Here is a 25,853-nt window from a genome sequence, read left to right as displayed (position 1 = left end):
GTTGACGGCGTAACAACCGTGCGAATATTTCAAAGACAAAGGCACGGTTATGAAGCAGTGCGTTCCGGTCCGACGGCGGTAGCCGACCGACCGACTCTTCTCTCCACCCTAACACAAAAACAGGTCACCCATTGGGTGCCCTGTTTCATTATCATAATATGTTACTTAAAGCTGCGCGGCTTTCCGCTCGCGGCGCACGCGGGCTGCCAGGGAATCCAGGAGCTGCAGCAGTTGCTGATAGAGCTTGGTATTGCGCCACCGCGGCCCCTTCCGGCGTGGGCGGCCCTGAATTGCCATAATCTTTTGTAGCCACAGCCCCAAGGATACGGAATACCGGCATCAGTGGCTGCAGACACTATCGGGAGTGGGCTTGCGGCTCCTCTGCTACCGCGCCGCCAATTAGCGCCACGATAACCGCCGCCCCGGCCCGCTCGTACAGCCCTCATCATCCACCCCCTGACTTTCCAGATCATGAAATCTTCCCTGTTTCTTTCGGCCCTGCTGGTGGCTGGCGTAGCTACCGCTGCCCAAGCCCAGACCACGCCGGCCCCTACTACCACCAATACCCCCGCCACCACTACGTCGCCGTCGGGTGTGCGCCAGGGCGCCACCATTGAAACCCAACTCGGCACCGGCACCCGTGAGGGCAACTACGGCGCCCCGGCTCCGGCGGGCTCTACCGCGCCGGAGCGCCCCGCTCCCGCTACCACCCAGCCCCAGGGCGCTACCATCGAAACCCAGATAGGCCAAGGCACGCGCGAAGGCAACTACGGCGCCCCAGACCCCGCCACCAAGCGCGCCGAAAAGCGCAAAATGAAGGCCAGCAAGACGAAAACCAAGATGTAAGTCCCGCTTCGGGCCACTTCATCCGGCGCCCCCACCGCTAGAATTTGCCGCACAGGTGGCAGGTTCGGCGGCGGGGGCGCTGTTTTGTGTGCTACAAGGCTGCGGAAGACTTCTTGCAGGCTACTATATTATTGCACTATATCTAGATCAATATTTTTTTCAGTTGCCAGAGGAATATTTCTTTTCCGCTGCACGTTACTAAGCCATCTGCAACCAAAACCCTATCAGTATGCGTAAATCCCCCTTTTTCCACTCAACCGCAGCACTATCACTTAGCACTATTTTGCTAGTGGGTTGCAACAAAGATCAGGACGGCGCCGCTCAGCCCGCCCAAATCGAGCAGGCGCAGGATGCTAAAGCTGAGGAGGCCTACCCCGGCCAGACCGGTGCCGCCAAGGCAGGCGAATGGGGCGGCCAGCCCATCAGCTACCAGGAAATAAATGGCGAGAAAGTATACGAAGGCGACATTCTGCTGACGCAGGAGCAGGTAGAAGCCAGCCAGAGCCAGGACCCCGGCCGTCCCGGCAGCGCCGGCCGCACCACTGGCCGCTGGCCGTCGGGTGTGGTGTACTACACCATTGATGCTGCCCTGCCCAACCAGGCCCGCGTGACGGATGCCATTGCGCATTGGCAGGCCAACTCGCCGGTTCGATTTGTGCGCCGCACCACCCAAACCAACTACGTGACGTTTCGGGTAGGCTCGGGCTGCTCGTCTAACATTGGCATGGTCGGCAGCCGCCAATACATCAACCTGGCTTCCGGCTGCACCACGGGCAATACCATTCACGAAATTGGGCACGCACTGGGCCTGTTCCACGAGCAAACCCGCACCGACCGGGACAATTACGTGAACATCCTCACCCAGAACATTCAGGCGGGCTACGAAGGCAACTTCACCAAGTACACGGGCCTGGGCTACGGCGGCACCGACTATGGCGTGCTCGACTTCGGCTCCATCATGATGTACGGCTCGTTCTCGTTTTCCTCGAACGGCCAGCCCACCATCACCCGCAAAGACGGCTCCACCTTCAACATTCAGCGCACTGGCCTCTCGGCCGGCGACAAAACCGGCATCGACGCTATGTATTAGCGCTTATAGTCGGCAAACACTGCTGCTAACAAAAAAGGGCTCCGCAATGGAGCCCTTTTTTGTTAGCAGCCTGCTTCGGTGGCCTGCACCACGCGGGCCGTCACGAGAAGCTGGCCGGTGTGGCGCGTGGTGTGCTCGGCGGCGTGCACCAGCAGCCCCATCACAGTGCTGGGCAACGCCTGCCGCCCCACCGGCCGGAACTCCGGCAGCGTGGCTTCAGGCGTGGTGCGTAGCGTAGCCAGCATCTGCTCTACGGCCTCCCCAAACTGCTGCACCAGCGTGGCGGTGGTTTCGGGTGGTGTGGCGCCGTCTTTCTCGGCGGCGAGGTAGCGAAACTGTGCTTCGCTGAGGGGCTGATGACGGGCGTAGGTTTGCATGCGGCTGAGCACCCCGGCCAGATGGCGCAGATGAAACCCTACCGACGCCACACCCGCCGGCCGCGCCGCCAGCAGGTGGTCGGGGAAGTCATAGAGAGCTTCGGCCACTTCATCGTGGGCCTGTAGCAGAGCGTGGGCTATTGGCTGGAGCAATGGGGAAATGCCGGGGATTGGCCCGCGCAGCCAGTGTTCCGGAAAAGACGCAGATGGGTTCATACTGCGTGTAACTGCCGGGTGGGCCTACAGGTTGGCGCACTAGCCTGCCCGAACATATATTCTATAAAATATATATCTTCCAGTAGCTGCCAGTAGTGTCCACTTTTTGCTTATCTGTATGGCCCTCGACCTGCTTTCCGATGCGGTAATTGACACGGTGTCTTTGCCCGTTACCAATGCCCGCGTGCGCCGCCAGACGCGCGCTATCGGCACATCCGGCACCGTCACGGGCCTGGAGGTACGCCTTTCGCGGGTGTTTATTCAGGACAACCGCACGCCAAAAGTGTGGCCTTTTCCGGGCTTTGCCGACGTGTATTTGCTGCTCGTGGTGTTTGACGACCTGACAGCCGAGCCCCGGACGCTTACGCTCTCGGGGTTTGCCCGCATTGACGATGGCGAAGATCTGCCCGTGGATAAAACGGCCTATTTCTGGAAGCAGCCAGCAGAATCAGCCGGGACGGCGCCCTCGCAGGTGCATGTGCTGCTGTCGGTGCTGAAGAGCAAGAAAGGGTTGCGCGATACGGCCGCCGTGCTCACGCAGGCCCGCACCTCTGAAGACTACCGCAGCTTGGTGGGCGAGGTGGTGGGTGCCATTGCCAATGCCCCGGCGCGCACCGCCGAAGTGATTCTGCAGCTAGCGGGCGTAGTGGGCGGCCTGCTCCAGAACGTGGAAGACAAGCCGCTGTTTACGCAGGTCGTTAGCTTCACTGACATCAACGGCGACTTCGACAACCTGGGCAAGACCGCCATTGTGAAGGGCAACAACAACGTGCAAACGACGCTGACGCTGGTTGTGCGTGACCCGGCCCGTGAGCTGGTGGCGTAGTCAGTTTCCAGCCTGCGGCCATTGCTTTGTGGTGCCGGCTTCCCATCTTCTACCTGCCCATGAGCACTTTCGCGCAAACCTTGCTGGCCGCCCTGGTCAGCGACGCGGTGGTGGCCCTGCTGCTGGGGCTGCTGCTGAAACGCTACACCGAGCAAGTCAGCAACGACGTGCGCACGCAGTATGAGCAGCTGAGCACGGCGTTTCGGGCGCGCTACAGCTGGAAGGAAAAGGCGCTGGCTGAGCTGCTGGCACCGCTGCACATGCAGCTCAACCGCACCGAGCGGGCCTTCCGCCGCTACGCCGCCGGCAACCTCTACCTGGAGGCCCGCATTCTGAAAGAAGGCAACGAGGCCATCCGCAACCTGCTGATTGAGAAAGGCTACCTGATGCCCCTGGAGCTGCTGCCCGACGCCGACGCGCTGATAGAGCACTACGACATCTGGCTGGAGGAATTTGCCCGCGTCCGCGACGCCGCCCGGCCGGAGCTGCGCACGCCTTTTGTATTTGTGGGGCCGCAGGGCTACCCGTTTCCGCGGGCTTCCGCCGACCGGTTTCAGCAGATGTACCACCAGCTCTGGCGCGAGGTGTACGGCGGCGGCGCCTGATTTTATAGCAGTTTCTGTTGGGCGTGGCTTACCTTTAAACCCATGCTTCAGCTTTCTCAGCGCGGCGTGGCTCTGCCCGCATCTCCGTACCGCAAACTTACGCCCTATGCCGAGGCCGCCCGCCAGCGCGGCCTCGTGGTGCATCCGCTCAACATCGGCCAGCCCGACATCGAAACGCCTCCGGCCATGCTGGCGGCGGTACAGCAGGCCAGCATTGGGGTGCTGGAATACAGCCCCACGGCCGGCTACCTCAGCTACCGCCACAAGCTGGCCGACTACTACCAGCGCCTGGGCTTGCCGGTGGTGGCCGACGACGTGCTGGTAACCACTGGCGGCAGCGAAGCCATTTCGTTTGCGCTGCTGGGCTGCCTCGACCCCGGCGACGAGTTCATTGTGCCGGAGCCATTCTACGGGCCCTACTCGGCGTTTGCGGTGGCCACGGGCACCCACGTAGTGACCGTTACGGCACGCCTGGAAGACAATTTTGCCTTGCCGCCCATTGCGGAGTTTGAGCGCAAAATCACGCCCCGCACCAAAGCCATCCTGATCTGCAGCCCCAACAACCCCACCGGCTACGTGTACAGCCGCCAGGAAATGGAGCAGCTGAAAGAGCTGTGCTTGCGCCACAACCTTTACCTGCTCTCCGACGAAGCCTACCGCGAATTCTGCTACGACGCCGAGTACACCAGCGCGCTACACCTGCAAGGTGCCGACGACCATATCGTGCTGCTCGACACCATCTCCAAGCGCTACAGCGCCTGCGGAGCCCGCATCGGGGCCATCGTCACGAAGAACCGCGCTTTGCGCGACGTATTCTTCAAGCTGGCTCAGCTGCGGGTGAGCCCGCCCGGCCTGGGCCAGCTGCTGGCCGAAGCCGCCGCCGACCTGCCCGACACCTACTTTGACCACACCAAAGCCGAGTACCTGGCCCGCCGCGACCTGATGCTGCGCCGCATGCGTGAGATGCCCGGCGTACGGGTACCTACGCCCAGCGGCGCCTTCTACGTCATTGCCCACCTGCCCGTAGATGATGCCGACCGGTTTGCCCAGTGGCTGTTGGAAAGCTTCAGCCACCACGGCCAGACGCTGATGATTTCGCCGGCCGCGGGCTTCTACGCCACGCCCGGCCTCGGCCGCCAGCAGGTGCGCCTGGCTTACGTCGTCAATCAGGAAATCATCGGTCAGGCCATGGACTGCCTGGCGGCCGCCCTGACGCAGTACCCCGGCCGCACACTAGAGTAAGCTGGCGAGTGCGAATAAGAAACATCATTCCGAGCAGAACGTCATTCCGAGCGGAGCCGAGGAATCTCGCGTGCTGACGTCAGGATTACCGTCGCAACATCAGCACGCGAGATTCCTCGGCTCGGCTCGGAATGACGTTCTGATGGAATGATGTGCTGGTGGAATGACGTGCTATTCGAAATGACGTTCTGGTGGAATGATAGCCGAGCAGCAGAACGCAATGTTCTGCTTACCTTCTGGGCCGATTCTTGCCTTTCCTCACCCATGAACCGCCTGCTTCCTCTCCTGCTTCTGCCGCTGCTCGGTCTGGCTCCGAAAAAACCGCAGCCCAGCCCCGCAACGGCCCGGCAGCTCACGCTGCGCATCAACGGCGAAGCCGTGAAGGCCGACACAATCAGCTCCCGCTTCTACCTGAGCGAAGACCGCGCCCTGCGCCTGAACGTGGTGCGCGCCGACGACCCCGATGGCGAAGGCCTCACCATCATCATCGACCGGTTTCCTATTCAGGCGGGCAGCTACAGTTTTCAGGAGATTCTGAGCGGCCGCAACCGCGACGCGTCGTACCGCTTCGGCAAGGTGGCGGCCTACTCGAAATCGTGCGGGCAGAACACCGGCACCGTGGTGGTTACGGGCGTGGATGCCGCGCGGCACTGGCTGCGCGGCACTTACCGCTGCCAGGTGTGCGAGGCCGGCCGCGGCGGCCGCCGCTTCACGCTGGAAGGCGAGTTTCAGTACCCGGTGGAAAAGGAGTAAAAGCATTCCGCATATTGCAGGCCCAATCCTGCCTTCCACTCTCCTTCGATGACTATTACTTCTCTCCGACCTTACCTACTGGCCGCTGGGCTGGCCGTCAGTGCCGCTGCCCAGGCCCAAACCACCACGCCTAACCGCTTCGTCACGGATAGCCTCGACAGCTACATCCGGCGCGGCATGCAGAAATGGAACGTGCCGGGGCTGGCCGTAGTGGTGGTGAAAGATGGCAAGACCGTTGTGCAGAAGGGCTACGGTGTGCGGCAGGTAGGCAAGCCCGAGCCCGTGGATGCCAACACGCTGTTCATGATTGCCTCCAACACCAAGCTGTTCACCGGCACGGCTCTGGCCAAGCTCGATGGCGAAGGTAAAATCGGGCTGGATGAGCGGGTGACCAAGTACCTGCCCGATTTCCGGCTCTACGATTCCACGGCCTCGCGCTTGGTAACGGTGCGCGACCTGATGAGCCACCACCTGGGCTTTAAGACGTTTCAGGGCGACTTCACTTTCTTCAAGTCCAACCTGGAGCGGGCCGAAATCGTGCGCCGCATGCGCCTGATGCAGCCTACCCGCCAGTTTCGCAAAGACTACGGCTACTCCAACTCGGCCTTTGTGGCGGCGGGCGAGGTGATACCGGCCGCCACCGGCGGCACCAGCTGGGAAACCTACGTGCAGCAGAACCTGCTGCAGCCGCTGGGCATGACCAGCACCTTCGTGTCGTCGGCCGGGTTTGGGCAGCAGCCCAACATTGCCTACGCCTACTCCAACACCTTCGGGCCGCTGGCGCGGGTGCCGTTTGATAACTGGGACAACATGGCCCCCTGCGCCAGCATGGTGTCCAACGTCACGGACCTGGGCAAGTGGCTGCGCTTCCAGCTGGACAGTGGCCGCTACGAGGGCCGGCAGGTGCTGCCCTGGGCCGCGCTGCGCAAAACCCGTGACGCCAACACCATCATCAGCAGCCGCAAATCGGCCGTGTACCCCATGCACTTCGTCACGTACGGGCTGGGCGTGGAAGCCGCCGACTACAACGGCCGGCAGGTGTTCTGGCACACTGGCGGCGCCTCGGGCGAAGTCAGCAACGTGTGCTTTGTGCCCGAAGCCGGCCTGGGCATTGCCGTGCTTACCAACAACGACAACCAAAGCTTCTTTGAGGCCCTGCGCTACCAGCTGCTCGACAGCTACCTGGGCATGCCCTACGTGGACCGCAGCGCCCAGGCCCTGGCCCGCCGCCAAGCCAGCAAAAGCACCGCCCCCGACCCCACGGTGGCCCTGGCTGCCCGCGTGAGCAAGAAAAGCAAATCTCCGCTGCCGCTGAGCGCCTACGTGGGCGAGTACGAAAACTCGCTGTTTGGCCTCATCCAGATCAGCCAGAAAGGCAAGCAGCTGCTCGTTACGCTCCCCAACCACCCCGGCCTCACCGCCACCCTCGACTACATGGACGGCCAGGAATTCCGGGCCACCTACTCCGACCTGGTGTTTGGGGTGATGCCCGCCAAGTTTATGGTAGCCGATGGCAAGGTGCAAACCGTGGAGTTGCGCGTGAACGACTATGTGGAATACGACCCATACGTGTTCAGTAAGCAGTAATTCACTACTTCTTCGACGATTGTAGAGACGCGACACTTCGCGTCTGGGCGTTGCTGATGTTGTTTGTAAAGGTGCGGCTTTGGTCCTAGTCGTTCAACTTGTTCAACGCCGAGACGCGAAGTGTCGCGTCTCTACACTGTGCGGACATCCCCTTTGACGTAAAAAACCCGTCTGCCGCCCTAAACGAAGGGCAACAGACGGGTTTACTTTTAGGAGGCGGGGTTTCCAGCTTATGCTATGCCCTGCCTGCCACCTGCTTAAATCGTGGCCAGGTCGATAACGAAGCGGTACTTCACGTCGGACTTCATCATCCGCTCGTAGGCTTCGTTGATGTAGTCCATGCGGATGATTTCCACGTCGCTCATGACGTTGTGCTCGGCGCAGAAGTCCAGCATTTCCTGGGTTTCCTGAATGCCACCAATCAGCGAGCCGGCAATGCGGCGGCGCTTGGCAATGAGGTTGAAGGCGTGCAGCTGCGGCGCTTCCGGCGGTACGCCCAGCAATACCATCGTGCCATCGAGGCGCAGGCTGGCCACGTAGGGCGTCAGGTCCATCGGGGCCGACACGGTGTTGATGATCAGGTCGAAGTAGTTGCTGATGCCCTTCATAGCAGCGGGGTCCTTGGTTACCACGAATTTGTGGGCGCCGAGGGCTTTGGCATCTTCTTCCTTGGAAGGCGAGGTACTGAGCACGGTTACTTCGCAGCCCATAGCGGCGGCGAACTTCACGGCCATGTGGCCGAGGCCACCGAGGCCCATTACGGCTACCCGGTCGCCAGCCTTCGCGTTCCACTGGCGCAGCGGCGACCAGGTAGTGATGCCGGCGCACAGCAGCGGGGCCACGCGGGCCAGGTCCAGCTTCTCCGATACGTGCAGCACGAATTTCTCCGTCACCACGATGCTGTTGGAGTAGCCGCCGTAGGTAGGCTGGCCGTCCTTGCCTTTGGCGTTGTAAGTGCCTACGAAGCCGTTGTCGCAGTACTGCTCCAGGCCATCGTTGCACTCAGCGCAATGCTGGCAGGAGTCCACCATGCAGCCTACACCGGCTAGGTCGCCGGCCTTGAAGCCTTTTACGTGGGCGCCCACTTCGGTCACGCGGCCCACGATTTCGTGGCCGGGTACCATCGGAAAAATCGAGCCGCCCCACTCGTCGCGCACCTGGTGCACGTCGGAGTGGCACACGCCACAAAACAGAATCTCAATGCGCACATCGTGCGGGCCGACGTCGCGGCGCTCGAAATCAAAGGGAGCAAGGGGAGCACTAACCGTGTGAGCGGCGTAGCCTTTGGCTGCAGTCATGGTTTGGTAGGTAAGGAGTGGTGAGCAGAAAAGTGCGAGAAGCTATAACTCTGTGTAGCCCGAAAGGTTTAGCCTGGATTTCAGCAGACAGTGTACGTAGCCGGCTAGCCTGCGGCGACAGTGAAGCGTGAATCTGTCTTGAAAAACCGCTCAATTGATGAGGTTGCGGGCATAAGCGTATACATTACGGGTACCATTGCTCTTCCCGTTCTCTTCCTATTCCGCACAATGACTTCTTCCACCACTTCTGCTCCCGCTGCTACGGGTGTGAAACGTAACTCCCTGGGCTTACGCATCTGGCACTGGGCCAACTCCGGCTTGGTACTGGCGCAGCTGATGACTATTCTGTTTCTATTTGTAATTGTGAAAGTGAAGACGCTGGCGCCGGAGTTCAGCAAGGTGCTGGCTGAAAAAGGCGTGACTATGGCTCCCGAGGAGCTGCGCGGCCTCACGCGCATCGTGGCGCACCGCATCTGGGACTGGCATATCTGGATTGGCATTGCTATTTCGGTGCTGCTGGCCTTGCGGGTGTTGGTGAGCTTCCGGCAGCGCGGCGGACAGCGCACGGCCGCTAAGCTGGCCCGCCTGAAAAGCCGCGTTGCGGCTGGCGAGCCGGGCTCGGCCAAGGCCGTGTGGGTGCGCTACAGCTACCGCGCCTTCTATGTGGTGCTGGCCGTGATGGTCGTTACGGGCATCATCCTGGTGTTCGAAGACAACTTCCGCAGCATCGAGCATACGATGAAGGAAATCCACGAAGTCTCAATGTATGTGGTGCTGGCCTTTGTAGTGGCGCATATCGTGGGCGTGTTCCGCTCCGAAGTGACCGACGAGCCCGGCATTACGTCGGACATGATTCATGGCGGCGAGCCGGTAGAGGAAGCGTAGAAATCAGTCAATAGATTGATTAGAGCTAAACGCTAGTTCCCCTCCTTGGGAAGGAGGGGAACTAGCGTTTAGTCTTTACCACTAGATACCTCGTCCACCTGCTCCTGCGCGCTGCTGTGGCCGGCGGCGGCCTGAATGGGCGGCGCCTCGGAGGCATCCGGTGAGGTCCAGCCTTTGCGCAGCATTTCCTCTACCTGCTCTTTCAGCCGCCGCACCGACTGCTGCGAGAAGCGCACCTGCAGCATCCGGCCGAACAACTTGAAGCCGATCCAATAAAACGGATTACGGATGCGGCCCGTCTGAGATACGGCGTGGATGTGGAAGCGCACCCGGCCGGTGGCCAGTTCCTTGTGCACCATGAAATCAATCTGGCCCCGCTCGAAATGGCCTTCCAGGGTGCGGTAGTTGTAGCCCCACACCTGCTCCTGGGTGCCGTCGGGCAGGGTGCGGGTTTCATCCGTGACGCCGCCGATGCGCACCCCAAACCAGAACGTGAAGAACAGGAACTGCCCGCGCAACACCATCACGCGCTGCTCCAGCGGCTGGTCGGGCACGAAGATGCCGGTGATGAGGCCGGGCGGCGGAAACGTGTAGTTGCGCAGTACCTCGCGGGCGGCAGCCCACGCGCCGTGCGCCTCGGCCGGGCCGGGTGCTTCCATCGGCAGCTCAGTTTCGTAGTCGTCGACGTGCCAGCCGGTGTCGGACGTATAGTCGGCTAGGCGGGCGTGGTCGAAGTTGTAGCCGGCATCGGCGTACGATTCCAGCCGCGCCTTTTGCAGTTCGTAGAGGGGGGCGGCCTTAGGCATCCTGCGTGACTTCAGTGCCCGACTCGTCCTGGCGGATGGTTTCTACCTGCACCGGGCCCAGCAGCAAGCCGCCGCTGAACTCGGCCACACGCTGGCAGAAGGTTTCCCAGGTTTGCTGCTGCACCTTTTTGCCCATGCCCAGCGTGTCGTAGGTGAAAGCCACCAGCCCGTCGCGGGAGCGGGCTTTCGAATGAATTTCAAAGCGCAGCGTGTCGGGCAACGTGGCGTGCGGGCACAGCGAAAATTGGATACGCCCGGCTTCGGGGTGGCTTTCCAGCGTGGCCAGCTCAAAAAAGTCGTCGCCGATATCGGTGACGCGCACGTCGCCGTTCCAGGGCCCCAGAATCTTAATGCGGAACTCGTCGCCGGTGCTCAGGCAGTGCGCAGTGCCCTTGGATTTCTCGAAATTGGCCAGCAGATCGGGAGAGAAATCGGGCAGGTTGCATTTGATATGGTCGAGCAGCTCGGCAGCTGGCTGGCGGGCATGCTGCACGTCTACCCAGTAGCGGCGCTCAAAAAAAGCGCCGCTGCCGGTGTGGGCAGGTTGTTCGGATTTGGACATAGCAGCTACAGGTAAAACTGTCTGCTTTCCTAACGCGGGAGGCGCAAGCCAGGTTGGAATTGAGTTGAATAGTGGGCTGTAGCGCGAACTGTGTAGTTCGCGGCCCGGAAGGACATCCGTCGCAACGGCGTGGAGACGCGAATTGCACAGTTCATGCTACGGCCGTTCGCCTGGCCGCAAAGTCAGCTAAGTGCCGCTCCCAGCAAAAGCGCGGCGCGAATCGGTGTACTTTTGCCGCTCCTATTCCTTTCCGCCTATGCTGCCTGCCCGCTACTCCCGCGTGATGCTGAATCCTCGTTTTGTGGCTGTGGTCTACACGGTGCTCATCGTCATCGTCACGGCCCAGCACTATCTTAAGGGCAGCATCAACAACTACTACATCTTCGCGAAGCCGTTTTTCAACCTACTGGAGGGCAAAAACCTCTACCTCGAATACCCGCAGTACTACTACGACACCTACAAGTACAGCCCCACGTTTGCGCTGTTTATGGGCGTGTTTGCAGTGCTGCCCGACTGGCTGGGGCTGCTGGGCTGGAACCTGCTCAATGGCGCCGTGCTCTACACGGCTGGCCGGCGCCTGTTCCCCGACGTGCACCGTGGCATGCTGTTTCTGCTGCTGCTGCTGATAGATTCCATGACGGCCTTCCACAACAGCCAAGCTAACTGCCTGCTGGTGGGCCTGATGCTGTGGGTATACATCAACCTGGAAAACCAGAAAACGGCTTGGGCGGCGCTGTGTCTGATGCTGGCGCTGTTCATCAAGATCTACGGCATCGGCATTGGGCTGCTGTTTCTGTTCTACCCCACGCAGCTGGTGCGAGGCGTGCTGTGGTCGGTGGTGTTTGGGCTGGCGCTGGCGTTTTCGCCGCTGCTGGTCACGTCGTGGGCTGATTTTCTGATGATTTACCAGGGCTGGTTCGATATCGTGCGGGCCTCGGCCACGGCGGTGCAGCTCTCGTTAATGGGGCTAGTCGATGCCTGGTTCAACCTGAACGTGCCCAAAGGCCCGGTGCAGGCGGCCGGGCTGCTGCTGCTGCTGCTGCCGCTGGTGCACTGGCGCTGCTGGCGCCACCCCGACTACCGCCGCCTCTACGTGGCTTCCATCCTGATTTTCGTGGTGGTGTTCAACCAGATGGCAGAGTCGCCGACGTTCGTTATTGCAGTGGCGGGCTTTGTGCTCTGGTGGATCTACTACCGCCGCAGCACGCCGCTGGCGCTGCCGCTGTTTGTGCTGGTGGCGGTGATCACCACCCTGTCAGCCACCGACCTGTTTCCGTCGTCGGTGCGCAACCATGTTTTTGACCCCTACAAGCTGAAAGTGCTGCCCATGATTCTGGCCTGGGCGGTCATTCAGGGCCAGCTGCTGCTATTTCCGCGCTGGCGTGAACGGCTGGAGAGAGTAGCTGGTGAGAAGGTGATGGGGGAATGAGGTGATGAGGGAAACAAGTGATGAGGACCGGGAGAAGGGCGTCAAGACGTCTTTAGGTACCGCACAGCCGTAGTATAGGTTGTTTGCTAAGGCTGGTTCCTGTCCACCTTATCACTCTATCACTTCATCACCTCATCACCCAAAAATGGCCTACTACCGCCCGCCCGGCCCGCCCGCCGATCCGCTTATCGTCAGGGAGCTGACGCAGCTGCAGGAAACCATGCGCGCCAAAGTGCGCCAGGAGCCGCTGCCGCGCGAGCCCACCTTCATTGCCGGCTGCGACTCGTCGTTTCCCACGCCCGATACCATCCTGTCGGTGTTTGTGCTGCTGCGCTTTCCGTCGCTGGAGCTGGTAGAGAAAGTGTATCACACCAGTGCCGTGACGCTGCCCTACATTCCGGGGCTGCTATCGTTTCGGGAAGCGCCCAACGTGCTGCTGGCCTACGAAAAGCTCCGCCAGAAGCCCGACATCATCATGGTCGACGGCCACGGCATTGCGCACCCGCGCCGCATGGGCATTGCGGCCCATATCGGCGTATTGCTCGATATGCCCACCTTCGGAGTGGCCAAGCAGAAGCTGACCGGCACGTTCCAGGAGCCCGCCCCCACCCGCGGCAGCATCAGCCCGCTTACCGACCGGGGCGGCGAGCTGCTGGGCGAAGTTATCCGCAGCAAAGACAAGGTGCTACCGCTGTTCGTGAGTCCCGGCCACCGCTGCGACCAAGCCACCGCCACCCGCCTCACGCTGGCCTGCCTGCGCGGTTATAAACTCCCCGAGCCCACCCGTTTGGCGGACCATTGGGCCGAGGAGTTCAAGAAGGAGTTGCGGTAGGGGCTGTTAGTAACAGGACGTCATGCTGAGCTTGTCGAAGCATCTCGCGTGCTGATGTTGAATTGCTAATCCTTCGTCAGCACGCGAGATGCTTCGGCTGCGCCTCGGCATGACGGCCGGATAGTTCCTCGTTCAGCCAGCCTCCCGCCACCTGTCGGCCAGTTCCGGCAACGAACCAACCGGGCCGGGCGGCAACCCCAGCAGTTGCGCCACGGCCTCATACACTACTTGCGGGCCGGTGGCTTCGGCTATAATCCCACCGTAGCCGCTGGCCTGCGTGGATTTCGACAGTTTCTGGCCATCGGGCGCGAGCAGCAGGTTGTGGTGATGAAACCGGATGCGGGTGGCGTTGAACGGCGCGGTTTCGGGCAGTTGCCGGGCCAGCCAGAGCTGGGCGGCGGTGCTGGCCTGCAAGTCGAGGCCGCGCACTAGCAAGTTGGTACCCAGTCGCAGATCATCCACCACCGAAGCCACCTGGTAGGCGGCGGCGCCATCTTTCTTGCGCACCACAAAGTCGGGCATCAGCGCGCCCAGCGGCACCGTCGTTAGCCCTTGGGCTGCATCTGGAAAGCTGATTTCGGTAGTGGGCGGTACCTGGGCGCGCCAGGCGGCTTCGGGCGTATGCAGCGGCACGGTGGTGGCGGGCGTAGCGCCAGTGCGCGAGCGGGTGCTGGCCTGCAACAGGCCGGGCACCTGCGCCAGCTGCTGCAGCACGGCCTCGTAGGCGGGCAGGTGGTGGCGTTGCGAGTAGTGCTGCTCGAAGTCGGCAGGGCCGCTGGGGCCGGCGTCGTAATCGACACCCAGCCAGTCGAGGGTGCGGAAGATGTTATCAAGGTAGGTTGGGCGGAACCGGGCGCGGTCCAGGTCGTCGATGCGCAGGTGCAGCGTGCCGCCCGTCTGGCGCGTGAGCAGCCAGGTGAGAGTGAAGTTGACGGCATTGCCGAGGTGCAGGAAGCCGCTGGGCGTGGGCGCCAGCCGCGACACTATCGGTTCTGAAGGCAGCATAAGTATATTGCGGAGCCGGCAAATTACGGTGCTCTATGCAACTGTGCGGCATTCATCTCACTCTTCCTATTCTATGCTGTCAATCCTACCCTTCCGCACGCTTTCCTTTCGTTTGCTGGCCGCCGGCCTGCTAAGCGCCGCCCTGGCCGGTTGCGGCTGCGGCACCGTCGACTGCGACGCCTGCGACCCATTTGCCGACGAGCTGGTGCTGTTTCGCCTCGATGCCGACACGCTGCAAAACGGCTTCCGCAAGGCCGAAGTGGCCTCGGCTTACGTGGTGCGCTACGCCAACCCCGATTTCACCCAGCCCCGCGACACCATCCGGCAGCAGTTTCAGGGCCTGTACCAGGGCTTCGGCTTCACCAACCGCGACATTGCTCTCAACCTGCTGTTTGCCGGCAAAATCAGCACGGCGGCGCAGTTTCTGGGCTCCAGCTACCGCGTGGTGGTGCCACTGGCCAGCCGCCAGTTCGACATCAGCAACCTGGAAATCAGCACCGAGGATGGCACCGGCTGCTGCCCCTGCTCCTACAACACCCGCCGCCGCTACTTCCTCAACAGCCGCCCCATTACCGCCGACGGCACCTCCTACTCAGGCACGGTGCTGAGTCGGTAGCGCCGGTCCGACGGCTTTTTCAGCCGTCCGACCGGTCGAAGTAAGCGCCACCTCAACGACGCCGCAAAAACAACGTCAGCACACGGCAACCGGTCGGACGGCTGAAAAAGCCGTCGGACCGGCAGGCGGCTCCTGGTAGCGCGGTTTACACTAATCATAACCGATTTTATACCCGATTGCCCATGCTACTTCGCCTCCTAACTGCCGGTTTGCTAAGCACCGCGCTGGCTGGCTGCTGCGGCACCAAGAATTGCGACACATGTTTGGCTGAAGGATTAAGTTTGCGTTTCGATGCAGACAGCCTGAATGGTGGATTCCGGTGGTCGGAAGTGCGTTCAGCCTACGTGGTGCGTTACACACTGAACAACTATCAGCAGCCACTTGATACGGTATGGCTGCAGCAAAATTCCCCATACTTGTATTCAACTAGCTTCGGGGTTTCCCTGAACGAAGTGTTTTTGCCCCGGCCCGGTAACAGCTTGCGCTTCAACCAATACAGCTACCGGGTGCTGGTTCCGGCGGCGCAGCGCCAGTACGATGTCACGAATATCGAGCTGGCTTTCGAGGAAGGCAAAGGATGTTGCGCCTGCTCCCAACTCACGCGCCGCCGCTTCCAGCTCAACTCTGTGCCAGTAACTGCCGACCCACCCGACACCCAAGGGCTGGTGCTGCGCCGCTAAGCTTCACATTAAACCCGGCCGCTGTTTCACTATCCATCTGGCAACCGCTATACTTGTAGTTGCCCCATGAAACACGTGCTACGCTTCCTGCTGATTTTGTTGCTGCTGCCAGTGCTGCCGGGCCGGGCGCAGCAAACGCCTCTCTACTTTCCGCCCGCCAGCGGCACCTGGGCCGGCACCACGCCCCAGAGCCTGGGCTGGTGCCAACCGCAGCTCGATTCGCTGGTGGCGTTTCTGGGCCGCAAAGGCACCAAGTCGTTTGTGGTCTTGAAGGACGGGCGGCTGGTGGTGGAGCGCTACTATGGCACCTTCACCCAGGATTCTGTCTGGTACTGGGCGTCGGCGGGCAAGTCGCTCACGGCCGCGCTGGTGGGCATCGCGCAGCAAGATGGTTTACTGCAACTCTCCGACAGCACCTCCCGCTACCTCGGCCGCAACTGGACGTCGGCGCCGGGCACCAAGCAGGCGCTCATCACAGTGCGCCACCAGCTCATGATGACCACCGGCCTCAACGACATGCCGCCCGCGCCCTGCAACAACGAAAGCACGGCCGCCAGCTGCCTGCTCTACCGCGCCGACGCCGGCACGCGCTGGGCCTACCACACCGGCCCCTACCGCTTGCTGCAGGACGTGTTGGCCCAGGCCAGCGGCCTCACCATCAACCAGTACACCAACCAGAAGCTGGCCGGCCGCATCGGCATGAGCGGGCTGTGGGTGAACGATGTGTACTACAGCCGGGCCCGCGACATGGCCCGTTTCGGGTTGCTCACGCTGGCCCGCGGCACCTGGAACGGCACCGCCATCCTGCGCGACACCTCTTATTTCCGCCGCATGACGACGCCTTCGCAGGGCTTCAACCGCAGCTATGGCTACCTCTGGTGGCTGAATGGGCAGCCCTCCTATATGCTGCCGGGCCTGCAAGCTGTTTTCAACGGCCCACTCATCCCCACGGCTCCCGCCGACCTGCTAGCGGCGCTGGGCAAAAACGACCAGAAAATCTACGTGGTGCCCAGCCTGGGGCTGGTGGTGGTGCGCCAGGGCAAGTCGGCTGGCGACTCGCGGCTGGCAGTGTCGTCGTTTGATACCGAGCTGTGGCGCTACTTAATGGCCACCATGCAGTGCCGGCCGCTGGCCGTCAGTTCCGGCACGGCTGTTTCGCTGCCGCTCTACCCCAACCCGGCCGCTGCCACGCTCACGCTGGGGTGTATGGCTGGTAGCCGCACAGTGCGCCTGCTGGACATCCACGGGCAAGTAGCGCGGCAATGGCCTGCTCCCGCTGCCGCCACCGAAACGAAAGTATCGGTGGCCGGCGTAGCGCCGGGGCTGTACCTGGTTCAGTGGCTGGACAGCCAGGGCCGCGTGCTGGCCTCGCGCAAGCTGCAGAAGCAGTAGAAAAGAGCTGCCTCATAGCCCAGTGTGTAGACTCTGAGCTACGGAATGGTTTCTGCGTTGCGGTTGCCAGACCTACCCAGACCAACTTTCCTGAAAGCCGCGTAGCGGCGGCAGATGTGTAGCAGAAAAGTATGGCAGCTACCAAAAAGCCGCGTAGTGGCGACAGGTTCATCAGTAGAACCTGTCGCCGCTACGCGGCTACTCTGCGACTCATAGTTACAGTTACCAGCAGGTTCGTGCGCAAAGCTGCGTAGTCTGGCCCCTGCTCTGCTTTTTGGAGAGAAGGCCGAGGGGTGAGGCGAACCACTAGGCCGGTGCTGCCTCAGCACTATAGTCTCACGCAACGACCAGACCGACGGCTGAAAGAGCCGTCTGACCTTGGTACACCAACCTGCCTTTCCAGCAGAATATCGGAAATGCGGTAAACTTTTAGTAGGCAATTGATGTATGTACATATATTGCATCACCAACCGCAATCTGCGGCTTCCTTCAGACTTTTTTCACCTCCTCGATTATGCAAACGCTCCTGCACGCCGCTACCTCCCGCGGCCACGCCAGCCACGGCTGGCTCAACTCCTACCACACCTTCAGCTTCGCTGGCTACCAGAACCCTGAGCGGATGCATTTTGGCGTGCTGCGCGTGCTCAACGATGACACTGTGGCGGCCGGCATGGGCTTCGGTGCCCACCCGCACGACAACATGGAAATCATCAGCATTCCGCTGGCCGGCACGCTGGAGCACAAAGACAATGCCGGCAACCACGGCATCATCCAGAGCGGCGACGTGCAGGTGATGAGTGCCGGCACGGGCATTGCGCACAGCGAGAAAAACCACAGCCGTACCGAGGAAGTGAAGTTTTTGCAGATCTGGGTGTTCCCGAACAAGCGCGGCGTGCAGCCCCGCTACGACCAGCAAAGCTTCCGGGCCGAAGACCGCCACAACCAGTTCCAGCAGGTTCTGTCGCCCAACCCCGACGACGCCGGCGTCTGGATTCATCAGGATGCTTGGTTCCATCTGGCCGACTTCGATGCCGGTTTCAGCGCCGACTACCAGGTGAAGCGCCCCGGCAACGGCGTGTACATATTTGTGCTGGAAGGCGACGCCACCATCAACGGCCAGGCCCTGCATGCCCGCGACGGTTTCGGCATCTGGGACACCGCTTCCTTCACGGTACAGGCCGACAGCAACACCCGCCTGCTGCTGATGGACGTACCCATGAGCCTGTAAACCGCTGATGGGGCAGATAAAAAGGATTGCACAAATTTACAGTCATCATTGACATCTGTGTAGTCCTTTTCATCTACCCCATCTGTGGTTTTGGTCTCTTCTGTACCGCTCACAAAATCCGTGCAATCCGCTAAAATCCGTTTTAATCCGTGATCCATGAAAACTGCCGCTACCACTTACCCCGTCCATGAGCTCATCCGCCAGCGCTGGAGCCCGCGTTCCTTTGCCAGCCAGCCCGTAGCACCTGAAGCCCTGAACCAGGTGTTTGAGGCTGCTGCCTGGGCTGCCAGCGCCATGAACGAGCAGCCCTGGCGCTACATCTACGCCCATAAATCCGATACGGAGTCGTTTCAGAAGCTGGTCGACTGCCTGGTGCCCGGCAACCAGCCCTGGGCCAAAAACGCGCCCGTGCTGGTCCTGTCCTTGGTAAAGACGCACTACGACAACGGCAATGCCAATGGCGCTGCCCTTCACGACCTGGGTATGGCCAACGGCAACCTGATGCTGGAAGCCACGGCGCTGGGGCTGCACGGCCACTTCATGGGTGGTTTTGATGCTGCTAAAGCCCGCGAAGCCTTCCAGATTCCGGAGTCGCTGCAGCCGGTGGCCATGCTGGCGCTGGGCTACCTCGGTGAGGCCGACCAACTGGAAGAACCGTTTCTGAGCCGCGAGAAAGCGCCCCGCCAGCGCAAGCCCGTCAGCGAAATTGCTTTCCACGGCCAGCTTCCTTCCTAGTCTTATGCCACACATTCTGATTCCCGCCGCCGACCGCGGCCTGAAAGACATCGGCTGGCTGCAAAGCAATTTCTCCCTCAGCTTCGGGCCCTATGCCAACCCGGCCCGCAGCGGCTTCGGGCTGCTGCGCGTTTTCAACGACGACTTTGTGCAGCCCGGCGGCGGCTTTGGGTTGCACGCCCACGCCAACATGGAAATCATTTCGGTGATGCTGGCCGGGCGCATGAACCACAAAGACTCGCTGGGCTACTCTGAGGAGGTTGCCACCGACTGGGTGCAGATTATGAGCGCCGGCACGGGCCTGCGCCACGAGGAGCACAACATCGGCGACGATGAGGTGAACTTCCTGCAAATCTGGATTGAGCCCAAGCTGCAGAACGTGACACCCCGCTACCAGCGCCGCCATTTTCCGGCCGAGAAGCGCCGTAACCGCCTCACCACCATAGTCAGCAACGAGGAAGGCACTGCGCATTGCTGGATCAACCAGAACGCGAAACTCTCGCTGGGCTTCTTCGAGGCCGGCCAGACGGTGGACTATGCATTAAACCCGCTCAACAAAGGCGTTTTTATCTTTCTGCTCGAAGGCCAGCTGACTGTGAACGGCCAGACCGTAGCTGTGCGGGAAAGTATTGGGCTGTGGGAAACTGCCGACGTGCGCATTCAGTGCAAGGCGGAAAGCAAGTTTATTGTCATCGAAGCGCCTATCAATCATTAGGCACTTCGTGCTGGCTTCGGCCGCCACCACCGCTACCGGCCCGGCAACCACAGTGTTGCCGGGCCGGTAGCATTTGGCGGCTATTGCCTTGTCTATCAGCAGACTTGCAGCGAGGGTGCCACGCCTCTGATGTACCTGCAGGGAGCGTAGCGCCCATTTCTGAGCTTAAATCCTCAGACTTACTCCCACAACTAACAGATTATGACGTGCCTATGCTATTGAGCCGGGATTTAATAACGACTTTTGCCAATGAACCACAGAATCCTCTGGTCTGCGTTTAATTATATGAAACACACTTTCCTCTCTGTTGCCCTGGCGTTGGCCAGCCTGACCGCTCAGGCTCAGGATCTGCCCTATCAGCTGCCACCCAAAGCCATTGCCACGCTGGCCGACACGCCGCCCACGCCACGCGTCAGCATTTCGCCCGATGGCCAGTGGATGCTGCAGCTTGATGTGCAGGACATGCCTACCATTGCCGACCTCTCGCAACCAGAGCTGCGGCTGGCGGGCCTGCGCATCAACCCGCGTACCAACGGGCCCAGCCGCGTGACGTACGCTACCATGCTGCGCCTCAAGCGCCTGCCCGATGGCAAGGAGCTCCTGATTCAGGGCTTGCCGGCCACTGCCCGCATCAGCGAAGTGACCTGGTCGCCGGACAACACCAAAATTGCGTTTACGCACACCACCAACAACCACATTGAGCTCTGGCTGGCCGACGTGGCGTCAGCCTCGGCCCGCCTGGTACCCAATATCTTTCTGAACGGTGTATTTGGCTCCAGCTACGAGTGGGTGTCAGATAGCAAAGCTGTTATTGCCCGCGCCATTGTAGGCGGCCGGGGTGAAGCGCCTTCTTCTACAGTGGCTCCCACCGGCCCCACCATCCAAGAAAACAGCGGCCGCACCGCCGCCGCCCGCACCTACCAGGACCTGCTGAAAAACCCAGCCGACGAGCGTCAATTTCAATATTTCGCGTTGTCGCAGGCAGTGCGCGTGACCACCGATGGGCGCATGCAGCCGCTGGGCGAGCCGGGCATCATTCAGCAGGCGTCGCCGTCGCCAAACGGCCGCTACGTGCTGGTGAAGACGCGCCACCGGCCGTTTTCCTACACCCTGCCCGTGAGCAGCTTCCCGGTGCGGGTGGATATTCTGAGCATCGACGGTCCGGTGGTGAAGGCCCTGGAGGACCTGCCGCTGGCCGATAACGTGCCTACCAGCTTCGACGCTGCCCCAACCGGTCCGCGCGCCCACGGCTGGCGCGAAGATGCCCCGGCCACTGTGTTCTGGGTGGAAGCCCAGGATGGCGGCGACCCCAAAACCGCAGCCCCTATCCGCGACAAAGTATTCGCCCTGGCAGCTCCGTTTGAGGGTACGCCGCTGGAGCTGGCGGCACTGCCGATGCGCTACGCCGGTATCTACTGGGGCACCGACAAGCTGGCGCTGGTGCAGGGCTACCGCTGGGCCGACCGCCACGAAACCACCTGGACGCTGGATCTGGCCACCAAAACCTCCCTTACAGTCCTCTTCGACCGCTCATCGCAGGACACTTACACCGACCCGGGCACGCCCTACCTGAAGCGCAACGCGCTGGGCCGCCAGGTGCTGGCCACCGACCCCAGCAGCAGCACCATCTACCTGCTCAGCAACGGCGCCTCGCCGGAAGGCGACCGGCCGTTTGTGGACGAAATGAACGTGCGTACCAAGAAAGTGCTTCGCTGGTGGCGTTCGGAAGCGCCGTTCTACGAGCAGCCCATTGCCATCCTCGATGAAAGCAAGCGCCAGCTCGTTACGCGCCGCGAGTCGGTGACGGAAGCGCCCAACTATTTCCTGCGCGACGCCCGCAGCAACCGGCTCACGCCGCTCACCAAATTCACGAATCCCTACGCCAGCCTCGGCGGCCTGAAAAAGCAGGTGCTCAAGTACAAGCGCGCCGACGGCGTCGACCTGACGGCTAACCTTTACCTACCGCCCACCTACAAGAAGGAAGACGGCCCGCTGCCCACGCTGCTGGAGGCCTACCCGGTGGAGTTTAAAGACAAGAAAGACGCCAGCCAGGTGAAAGGCTCGCCCTACACGTTCACGCGCCTTTCGTGGGGCTCCCCAGTTTACTGGGTGACGCAGGGCTACGCCGTGCTGCAAGGCACCAGCATCCCGATTGTGGGTGAAGGCACCAAGGAGCCCAACGATACCTATACCGAGCAGCTTGTGGCCTCGGCCAAAGCAGCCATCGACGAAGGCCAGCGCCTGGGCGTGGTGGACCCCAAGCGTGTGGCCGTGATGGGCCACAGCTATGGCGCATTCATGACGGCCAACCTGCTGGCTCATTCCAACCTGTTTCGGGCCGGTATTGCACGCAGCGGCGCCTACAACCGCACGCTCACGCCGTTCGGCTTCCAGGGCGAGGAGCGCACGTACTGGCAGGCCCCAGAGGTCTACAACGCCATGTCGCCGTTCAACTATGCCAACAAAATCAAAACGCCCATTCTGCTGATTCATGGCGAGGCCGACAACAACTCTGGCACGTTCCCCATCCAGAGTGAGCGGTTCTACAATGCCCTGAAAGGCCACGGCGCCACCGTGCGCTACGTGGTGCTGCCTTCAGAAAGCCACGGCTACGCCGCCCGCGAGTCGGTGATGCACATGCTGTGGGAAATGAATTCCTGGCTGAACAAATACGTGAAAACGCCGGCCACCGTAGGCTCGGCGCCGGTACCGGCCCGCGCGCAGGCTCCTGGCAACTAGAATTAGCCTGCTTCATCAGCTCTTTTCCCAACGTCCCAGGCTGCCCGGCCTGGGACGTTTTTTTGCCGACTTGTGGAAGCCATGCTGCTGATGTGCAATATTATGGCCTCCCTACAACCCAATTATTCCACCCGCCGTTTCAGGGGCATATATCAGTTCCTCAACTGCTAAATTCCTCTGACATGAAGACCATCAAAATATATGCAGCCATGCTGTCGGCCGTACTGATGCTGAGCAGCACTGTTTCTGCTTCTGACGCTGCCGCCCAGTCCCGCATGAGCCGGAAAGGCAAAGGCGCCATTATTGGAGGCGGTACGGGTGCCGCGGCCGGGGCAGTCATTGCCGGCAAAGGCGACCGGGGCAAAGGCGCCCTGATTGGGGGTGCCGCCGGTGCTGTGGGCGGAGCCATTATTGGCCGCAAGAAGGACAAGAAAAAAGACCCCGTTCGCTACCAGCAGTACTCCAGAAAAGACTAGTGGCCTGACATTCGACGTCAGTTAAAAAGGCCCCGCACCGATTGGTGCGGGGCTTTTTTAGTGAAGCAGATCTGCTATTTAGGGATAAGATGGTGGCCTACTCCACTAGCAGCCGCAAGCAGCGGCCACGGAATCGGAGCCAGCGGAAGCGGCGGGCGTAGGGCCGCATGGGAACAGGCCGAAGTGCTGGTCTTTGCTGCCGAGTACGCGAAAATGGGCACCGTAACGAGTCTGGCCCACCATGTCGGCGGTGTTGCCGCATACCAGCATCGGGCGGCCGGTTTCAAAGCGGTGGTGGTCATCGAGGATGAAGGCGTGCGGGTGGCCGGGGATGGTGCCCAGATAAGTGGCTACCTGGCCGTAGTCTTCGCACCGGTCTTCTAGGGCCAGCTTGAAGGCCCGCACCGTGAGTGAGTAGAAGCTGATGTTGCCCACCTTGGCTTCGATTTCGGGATTACCAATGGTGAGGCGGCGGCTGGTGGTGAGGCGGTAATCATCAACGCCCAGCTGCTGCAATAGGCGCCGGAAATCGTCGATGTAAAGCGCGCCGCTCAGGCATTCGCCGTACAGCACGGGGTCCTGGCGCAGGGCTTCGGGCACGCGGCGGTCAGAGAATACGTCAGCAATGTGCATCTCGCCGCCGGGCTTCAGCACCCGGAAAATCTCGCGGTACGTGGCTTCCTTGTCAGTGCTCAGGTTCAGCACGCAGTTGCTCACCACCACGTCCACGCTGTTGTCGGGCAAACCGGCTGAGTGCAGGTCTTCGATGTAGCCGTGGCGGAACTCCACGTTGGGGCGCGAGTAGCCGAAGCGCGTAGTGTGCGTGTCGATGTGGCGGCGCGCTACGTCCAGCTGCTCCTCGGTCATATCCACCCCAATTACGTGGCCATCCTGGCCTACCAGCTTGGAAAGCAGATATACGTCGCGGCCACTGCCGCTGCCCAGGTCGAGTACGGTGCAGCCTTCTACCAGCGGCGGCACGGCCACGCCGCAGCCGTAGTACTTCTCCAGCACTTCCGACTCCAGCTGGGCCAGAATGCGCTTGTGCTCATCGGGAATATCGTCGGTGCAGCAGGCGTTGGTTTGCAGGTCGTTTTGCGTGCGCAGCTGCTGGCCATAATAGTCCTGCACCTGATGGTGGGTGAGCTCTTCCATGCGAAATATGAACTGAGGAATGTGTTAGTATACGAACGACCTACGAAGCTAGGAGGATTTTTAGTTTGCGGACACCTTTGCCTGCGAACTGCTTGCGGCACAATGCGGGCATTTTAGCACACAGCTGCAACCCAAAGCGCCGATTACGAGAAAAAGCAGGGTATGCAGCTCTTTGTTTATTCTACGCTCACCGATTCCGCCCGGCAGCTACTGCTTCAGCAGCTACCCGCGGGCGTCCAACCCACGTTCCGGCAAGACCTGCCCGAGACCCAGCAGCAAGCCCAGTTTCAGCGCGCCGACTTGCTGCTGGGCAATCCACCGATGGAGTGGTTTGCAGCCGGTTTGCCGGCGCTGCAGTTCTGGCAGATTGATTCGGCCGGTATCGACCGGTATCAGGATCTGCAGGTGACATTTCCGGTGGCCAATGTCGGCGACTATTTCGCGTGGCCCTGTGCCGAGACTATTGTGGCGGGCATTCTGGGCTGGTACCGCGCTATTCCAGAGCTGGCCGTGCTGCAGAGTCGCCAGCAATGGGTGGGTGCGCCCATTCGCAGCCGGGTGGGCTTACTGCGCAACAAGCAGGTGGTGATTCTGGGCAATGGCGCCATTGGCCAGGCTGTGGCTGAGCAGCTGGCGGGCTTCCGCTGCCACGTCCGGTTTCTGGCCCGCACCGACGCCCGGGCCCAGCTGCACTCACGCGAAGACCTGCTGGCTGCGCTACCCGCCACCGACCTCGTAATCAACTGCCTACCCGGCAGCGCCGACCAGTTTTTCTCGGCTGAAATGGTGCAGGCATTGCCGCCGCATGCCGTGTATGCCAGCATCGGGCGTGGCAACACCACCGATGAGGCCGCCCTCCTGGCGGCGCTGCAGACCGGACGCCTGGCCGGGGCGGTGCTTGATGTAACCGCGCAGGAGCCTCTGCCCGCCGACCACCCGCTGTGGCGCCTGCCGAATGTGCTGCTCACGCAGCACAGCGGCGGCGGCCAGCCCCGCGAAGACGAAGGCAAAGTGGAAATCCTGCTACACAACCTGCGGCGCCTGCACCAGCAGCACCCCCCGGAAAACCTGGTGCAGCTGGCACGCGGCTACTAACAGCAAAAAGCCCCGACACCTATGCAGCTCTTGGCACAAGTCTACAGGCGAACTGCTAATGGCTGCCAGATTCTGTTAATGCGTCGTTGTCGTAGGAAATGGCTGTTACTTCCACGGTTTCTTCCTGCGGCCCCAACCGGAGCGTTAGCACCTGCCCGAGCTTGGCACCCTGCACTGCCCGGGCAATAGGCGCCACAAATGCCAGCCGGCCGGCTGCTACGTCGGCCTCATCTACGCCCACAATGGTGAAGCGCCGCTCTGCGCCAGGCTGCCGGCCACTGCGGGTACGCAACGTAACGGTGGCTCCAAACCGCACTTCCAGCGGTGGCTGGGTTTGAGGGTTTATCAGGCGGGCACTGCCGAGGCGGGCGTTGAGCGCCGTAAGCTGAGCATTGTAGAACGTGAGCAGGCGCGTACGGTCAGCTTCATTCTCCCGGTTGGCCTCGGCCCGGGTGCGGGCAGCTTCCAGTGCTGCGAGTTCGTCCCGGAGCAGCGCCAGCCCCCGGGGCGTTACGTAGTTGGCCGAGCCAGGCGGCAATGGTGCCCGTGGCGGCACAATGGGGGCTTCCAGCGAATCGTCTTCCTTGGTGAATGCACGGCTCATAGCTCCGCTAACGCAAGCCAGCGTTGCAGGTTAAGCCACATGCTACACCACTACAGGCA

The 25,853-nt window shown here is 61.4% G+C and carries 27 protein-coding genes; 19 read left to right on the top strand and 8 right to left on the bottom strand.

What is annotated here, in order from left to right; all coding sequences use genetic code 11:
* Positions 1-165 precede the first annotated feature (165 nt).
* Positions 166-297 carry a hypothetical protein gene (locus H8B14_RS21030; RefSeq protein ID WP_261989917.1) on the bottom strand — a complete coding sequence of 44 codons (132 nt, stop codon included), beginning with the start codon at positions 295-297 and terminating at the stop codon, positions 166-168.
* Between the two features lie 174 nt (positions 298-471).
* On the opposite strand from H8B14_RS21030, the gene H8B14_RS05700 reads away from it, so the two are divergent.
* Together H8B14_RS05700 and H8B14_RS05695 are read left to right on the top strand one after the other, a co-directional pair.
* On the top strand, positions 472-846 hold the full coding sequence (locus tag H8B14_RS05700; protein WP_187314664.1) for a hypothetical protein: 375 nt from the start codon (positions 472-474) through the stop codon (positions 844-846).
* A 229-nt stretch (positions 847-1,075) separates the two neighbouring features.
* On the top strand, positions 1,076-1,936 hold the full coding sequence (locus H8B14_RS05695) for a M12 family metallopeptidase (protein WP_187314663.1): 861 nt from the start codon (positions 1,076-1,078) through the stop codon (positions 1,934-1,936).
* A gap of 62 nt (positions 1,937-1,998) precedes the next feature.
* On the opposite strand, the gene H8B14_RS05690 is transcribed toward H8B14_RS05695, so the two are convergent.
* Positions 1,999-2,529: a DinB family protein gene (locus tag H8B14_RS05690; RefSeq protein WP_187314662.1), complete on the bottom strand. Its 531-nt coding sequence runs from the start codon at positions 2,527-2,529 to the stop codon at positions 1,999-2,001.
* Between the two features lie 118 nt (positions 2,530-2,647).
* Here H8B14_RS05690 and H8B14_RS05685 point away from each other — a divergent pair, with 118 nt between their 5' ends.
* The 5 genes from H8B14_RS05685 (at position 2,648) to H8B14_RS05665 (ending at position 7,542) form a co-directional block, all read left to right on the top strand.
* Positions 2,648-3,355, top strand: a complete 708-nt coding sequence (locus H8B14_RS05685) for a hypothetical protein (protein ID WP_187314661.1) — start codon at positions 2,648-2,650, stop codon at positions 3,353-3,355.
* A gap of 59 nt (positions 3,356-3,414) precedes the next feature.
* Positions 3,415-3,960: a hypothetical protein gene (locus H8B14_RS05680; protein WP_187314660.1), complete on the top strand. Its 546-nt coding sequence runs from the start codon at positions 3,415-3,417 to the stop codon at positions 3,958-3,960.
* Positions 3,961-4,002: 42 nt separating this feature from the next.
* Positions 4,003-5,202 carry a pyridoxal phosphate-dependent aminotransferase gene (locus tag H8B14_RS05675; protein WP_187314659.1) on the top strand — a complete coding sequence of 400 codons (1,200 nt, stop codon included), beginning with the start codon at positions 4,003-4,005 and terminating at the stop codon, positions 5,200-5,202.
* A gap of 264 nt (positions 5,203-5,466) precedes the next feature.
* Positions 5,467-5,955, top strand: a complete 489-nt coding sequence (locus H8B14_RS05670) for a hypothetical protein (protein ID WP_187314658.1) — start codon at positions 5,467-5,469, stop codon at positions 5,953-5,955.
* A 48-nt stretch (positions 5,956-6,003) separates the two neighbouring features.
* Positions 6,004-7,542 carry a serine hydrolase gene (locus tag H8B14_RS05665; protein WP_187314657.1) on the top strand — a complete coding sequence of 513 codons (1,539 nt, stop codon included), beginning with the start codon at positions 6,004-6,006 and terminating at the stop codon, positions 7,540-7,542.
* A 257-nt stretch (positions 7,543-7,799) separates the two neighbouring features.
* Here H8B14_RS05665 and H8B14_RS05660 read toward each other — a convergent pair whose 3' ends face one another.
* Positions 7,800-8,840, bottom strand: coding sequence for an NAD(P)-dependent alcohol dehydrogenase (locus H8B14_RS05660; protein ID WP_187314656.1), 1,041 nt, complete (start codon positions 8,838-8,840; stop codon positions 7,800-7,802).
* 228 nt (positions 8,841-9,068) lie between these two features.
* Here H8B14_RS05660 and H8B14_RS05655 point away from each other — a divergent pair, with 228 nt between their 5' ends.
* Positions 9,069-9,725, top strand: a complete 657-nt coding sequence (locus H8B14_RS05655) for a cytochrome b/b6 domain-containing protein (protein WP_187314655.1) — start codon at positions 9,069-9,071, stop codon at positions 9,723-9,725.
* 68 nt (positions 9,726-9,793) lie between these two features.
* On the opposite strand, the gene H8B14_RS05650 is transcribed toward H8B14_RS05655, so the two are convergent.
* Together H8B14_RS05650 and H8B14_RS05645 are read right to left on the bottom strand one after the other, a co-directional pair.
* Positions 9,794-10,531 carry a DUF1990 domain-containing protein gene (locus tag H8B14_RS05650; protein WP_187314654.1) on the bottom strand — a complete coding sequence of 246 codons (738 nt, stop codon included), beginning with the start codon at positions 10,529-10,531 and terminating at the stop codon, positions 9,794-9,796.
* Positions 10,524-11,093, bottom strand: a complete 570-nt coding sequence (locus H8B14_RS05645; protein WP_187314653.1) for a hypothetical protein — start codon at positions 11,091-11,093, stop codon at positions 10,524-10,526. The genes H8B14_RS05650 and H8B14_RS05645 overlap by 8 nt, the downstream gene beginning before the upstream one ends.
* Before the next feature lie 256 nt (positions 11,094-11,349).
* Here H8B14_RS05645 and H8B14_RS05640 point away from each other — a divergent pair, with 256 nt between their 5' ends.
* Both H8B14_RS05640 and nfi read left to right on the top strand, forming a co-directional pair.
* Positions 11,350-12,522 carry a glycosyltransferase family 87 protein gene (locus tag H8B14_RS05640; RefSeq protein ID WP_187314652.1) on the top strand — a complete coding sequence of 391 codons (1,173 nt, stop codon included), beginning with the start codon at positions 11,350-11,352 and terminating at the stop codon, positions 12,520-12,522.
* A 145-nt stretch (positions 12,523-12,667) separates the two neighbouring features.
* Positions 12,668-13,354, top strand: coding sequence for a deoxyribonuclease V (gene nfi, locus H8B14_RS05635; protein WP_187314651.1), 687 nt, complete (start codon positions 12,668-12,670; stop codon positions 13,352-13,354).
* Positions 13,355-13,486: 132 nt separating this feature from the next.
* Here the strand turns inward: nfi and H8B14_RS05630 are convergent, their stop codons facing one another.
* Positions 13,487-14,359, bottom strand: coding sequence for a glutamate--tRNA ligase family protein (locus H8B14_RS05630; protein ID WP_187314650.1), 873 nt, complete (start codon positions 14,357-14,359; stop codon positions 13,487-13,489).
* 73 nt (positions 14,360-14,432) lie between these two features.
* Here H8B14_RS05630 and H8B14_RS05625 point away from each other — a divergent pair, with 73 nt between their 5' ends.
* The 8 genes from H8B14_RS05625 to H8B14_RS05590 all read left to right on the top strand — a co-directional run bounded on the left by H8B14_RS05625 (position 14,433) and on the right by H8B14_RS05590 (position 22,940).
* Positions 14,433-14,975, top strand: a complete 543-nt coding sequence (locus H8B14_RS05625) for a hypothetical protein (RefSeq protein WP_187314649.1) — start codon at positions 14,433-14,435, stop codon at positions 14,973-14,975.
* Between the two features lie 182 nt (positions 14,976-15,157).
* Positions 15,158-15,655 carry a hypothetical protein gene (locus tag H8B14_RS05620; protein WP_187314648.1) on the top strand — a complete coding sequence of 166 codons (498 nt, stop codon included), beginning with the start codon at positions 15,158-15,160 and terminating at the stop codon, positions 15,653-15,655.
* A gap of 66 nt (positions 15,656-15,721) precedes the next feature.
* Entirely contained in the window at positions 15,722-17,047 is a 1,326-nt protein-coding gene (locus H8B14_RS05615; protein ID WP_187314647.1) for a serine hydrolase, read from the top strand.
* 514 nt (positions 17,048-17,561) lie between these two features.
* Positions 17,562-18,275, top strand: a complete 714-nt coding sequence (locus tag H8B14_RS05610; protein ID WP_187314646.1) for a pirin family protein — start codon at positions 17,562-17,564, stop codon at positions 18,273-18,275.
* A gap of 156 nt (positions 18,276-18,431) precedes the next feature.
* On the top strand, positions 18,432-19,010 hold the full coding sequence (locus H8B14_RS05605) for a nitroreductase family protein (RefSeq protein ID WP_187314645.1): 579 nt from the start codon (positions 18,432-18,434) through the stop codon (positions 19,008-19,010).
* Between the two features lie 4 nt (positions 19,011-19,014).
* The gene (locus tag H8B14_RS05600; protein WP_187314644.1) at positions 19,015-19,725 is read left to right on the top strand and encodes a pirin family protein; all 711 of its coding nucleotides are present in this window, start codon (positions 19,015-19,017) and stop codon (positions 19,723-19,725) included.
* A 285-nt stretch (positions 19,726-20,010) separates the two neighbouring features.
* A complete protein-coding gene (locus H8B14_RS05595; RefSeq protein ID WP_187314643.1) occupies positions 20,011-22,464 on the top strand; it encodes a S9 family peptidase in 2,454 nt (817 codons plus the stop codon).
* Positions 22,465-22,646: 182 nt separating this feature from the next.
* Entirely contained in the window at positions 22,647-22,940 is a 294-nt protein-coding gene (locus tag H8B14_RS05590; RefSeq protein WP_261989916.1) for a YMGG-like glycine zipper-containing protein, read from the top strand.
* A gap of 105 nt (positions 22,941-23,045) precedes the next feature.
* On the opposite strand, the gene H8B14_RS05585 is transcribed toward H8B14_RS05590, so the two are convergent.
* On the bottom strand, positions 23,046-24,095 hold the full coding sequence (locus H8B14_RS05585) for a methyltransferase domain-containing protein (RefSeq protein WP_187314642.1): 1,050 nt from the start codon (positions 24,093-24,095) through the stop codon (positions 23,046-23,048).
* A 162-nt stretch (positions 24,096-24,257) separates the two neighbouring features.
* On the opposite strand from H8B14_RS05585, the gene H8B14_RS05580 reads away from it, so the two are divergent.
* A complete protein-coding gene (locus tag H8B14_RS05580; RefSeq protein WP_187314641.1) occupies positions 24,258-25,190 on the top strand; it encodes a D-2-hydroxyacid dehydrogenase in 933 nt (310 codons plus the stop codon).
* A 55-nt stretch (positions 25,191-25,245) separates the two neighbouring features.
* Here H8B14_RS05580 and H8B14_RS05575 read toward each other — a convergent pair whose 3' ends face one another.
* Positions 25,246-25,794, bottom strand: coding sequence for a GreA/GreB family elongation factor (locus H8B14_RS05575; RefSeq protein WP_187314640.1), 549 nt, complete (start codon positions 25,792-25,794; stop codon positions 25,246-25,248).
* Between the last annotated feature and the right edge of the window lie 59 nt (positions 25,795-25,853).

Source organism: Hymenobacter puniceus (genome assembly GCF_014333525.1).
In the GTDB taxonomy this organism is placed as follows: Bacteria; Bacteroidota; Bacteroidia; order Cytophagales; family Hymenobacteraceae; genus Hymenobacter.
Note: the sequence above shows the minus strand (reverse complement) of the source record. Positions and strands in the feature narration are given on the sequence as shown.

Bases quoted from the DNA above. Each gene is read 5' to 3' on its own strand.
- H8B14_RS05585 (WP_187314642.1), bottom strand. From the start codon at position 24,095: ATGGAAGAGCTCACCCACCATCAGGTGCAGGACTATTATGGCCAGCAG.
- H8B14_RS05600 (WP_187314644.1), top strand. From the start codon at position 19,015: ATGCCACACATTCTGATTCCCGCCGCCGACCGCGGCCTGAAAGACATC.
- H8B14_RS05620 (WP_187314648.1), top strand. From the start codon at position 15,158: ATGCTACTTCGCCTCCTAACTGCCGGTTTGCTAAGCACCGCGCTGGCT.
- nfi (WP_187314651.1), top strand. From the start codon at position 12,668: ATGGCCTACTACCGCCCGCCCGGCCCGCCCGCCGATCCGCTTATCGTC.
- H8B14_RS05700 (WP_187314664.1), top strand. From the start codon at position 472: ATGAAATCTTCCCTGTTTCTTTCGGCCCTGCTGGTGGCTGGCGTAGCT.
- H8B14_RS05660 (WP_187314656.1), bottom strand. From the start codon at position 8,840: ATGACTGCAGCCAAAGGCTACGCCGCTCACACGGTTAGTGCTCCCCTT.
- H8B14_RS05625 (WP_187314649.1), top strand. From the start codon at position 14,433: ATGCTGTCAATCCTACCCTTCCGCACGCTTTCCTTTCGTTTGCTGGCC.
- H8B14_RS05595 (WP_187314643.1), top strand. From the start codon at position 20,011: ATGAAACACACTTTCCTCTCTGTTGCCCTGGCGTTGGCCAGCCTGACC.
- H8B14_RS05610 (WP_187314646.1), top strand. From the start codon at position 17,562: ATGCAAACGCTCCTGCACGCCGCTACCTCCCGCGGCCACGCCAGCCAC.
- H8B14_RS05655 (WP_187314655.1), top strand. From the start codon at position 9,069: ATGACTTCTTCCACCACTTCTGCTCCCGCTGCTACGGGTGTGAAACGT.
- H8B14_RS05580 (WP_187314641.1), top strand. From the start codon at position 24,258: ATGCAGCTCTTTGTTTATTCTACGCTCACCGATTCCGCCCGGCAGCTA.
- H8B14_RS05685 (WP_187314661.1), top strand. From the start codon at position 2,648: ATGGCCCTCGACCTGCTTTCCGATGCGGTAATTGACACGGTGTCTTTG.
- H8B14_RS05650 (WP_187314654.1), bottom strand. From the start codon at position 10,531: ATGCCTAAGGCCGCCCCCCTCTACGAACTGCAAAAGGCGCGGCTGGAA.
- H8B14_RS05665 (WP_187314657.1), top strand. From the start codon at position 6,004: ATGACTATTACTTCTCTCCGACCTTACCTACTGGCCGCTGGGCTGGCC.
- H8B14_RS05615 (WP_187314647.1), top strand. From the start codon at position 15,722: ATGAAACACGTGCTACGCTTCCTGCTGATTTTGTTGCTGCTGCCAGTG.
- H8B14_RS05675 (WP_187314659.1), top strand. From the start codon at position 4,003: ATGCTTCAGCTTTCTCAGCGCGGCGTGGCTCTGCCCGCATCTCCGTAC.
- H8B14_RS05640 (WP_187314652.1), top strand. From the start codon at position 11,350: ATGCTGCCTGCCCGCTACTCCCGCGTGATGCTGAATCCTCGTTTTGTG.
- H8B14_RS05605 (WP_187314645.1), top strand. From the start codon at position 18,432: ATGAAAACTGCCGCTACCACTTACCCCGTCCATGAGCTCATCCGCCAG.
- H8B14_RS05645 (WP_187314653.1), bottom strand. From the start codon at position 11,093: ATGTCCAAATCCGAACAACCTGCCCACACCGGCAGCGGCGCTTTTTTT.
- H8B14_RS05690 (WP_187314662.1), bottom strand. From the start codon at position 2,529: ATGAACCCATCTGCGTCTTTTCCGGAACACTGGCTGCGCGGGCCAATC.
- H8B14_RS05630 (WP_187314650.1), bottom strand. From the start codon at position 14,359: ATGCTGCCTTCAGAACCGATAGTGTCGCGGCTGGCGCCCACGCCCAGC.
- H8B14_RS05680 (WP_187314660.1), top strand. From the start codon at position 3,415: ATGAGCACTTTCGCGCAAACCTTGCTGGCCGCCCTGGTCAGCGACGCG.
- H8B14_RS05670 (WP_187314658.1), top strand. From the start codon at position 5,467: ATGAACCGCCTGCTTCCTCTCCTGCTTCTGCCGCTGCTCGGTCTGGCT.
- H8B14_RS05575 (WP_187314640.1), bottom strand. From the start codon at position 25,794: ATGAGCCGTGCATTCACCAAGGAAGACGATTCGCTGGAAGCCCCCATT.
- H8B14_RS05590 (WP_261989916.1), top strand. From the start codon at position 22,647: ATGAAGACCATCAAAATATATGCAGCCATGCTGTCGGCCGTACTGATG.
- H8B14_RS21030 (WP_261989917.1), bottom strand. From the start codon at position 297: ATGGCAATTCAGGGCCGCCCACGCCGGAAGGGGCCGCGGTGGCGCAAT.
- H8B14_RS05695 (WP_187314663.1), top strand. From the start codon at position 1,076: ATGCGTAAATCCCCCTTTTTCCACTCAACCGCAGCACTATCACTTAGC.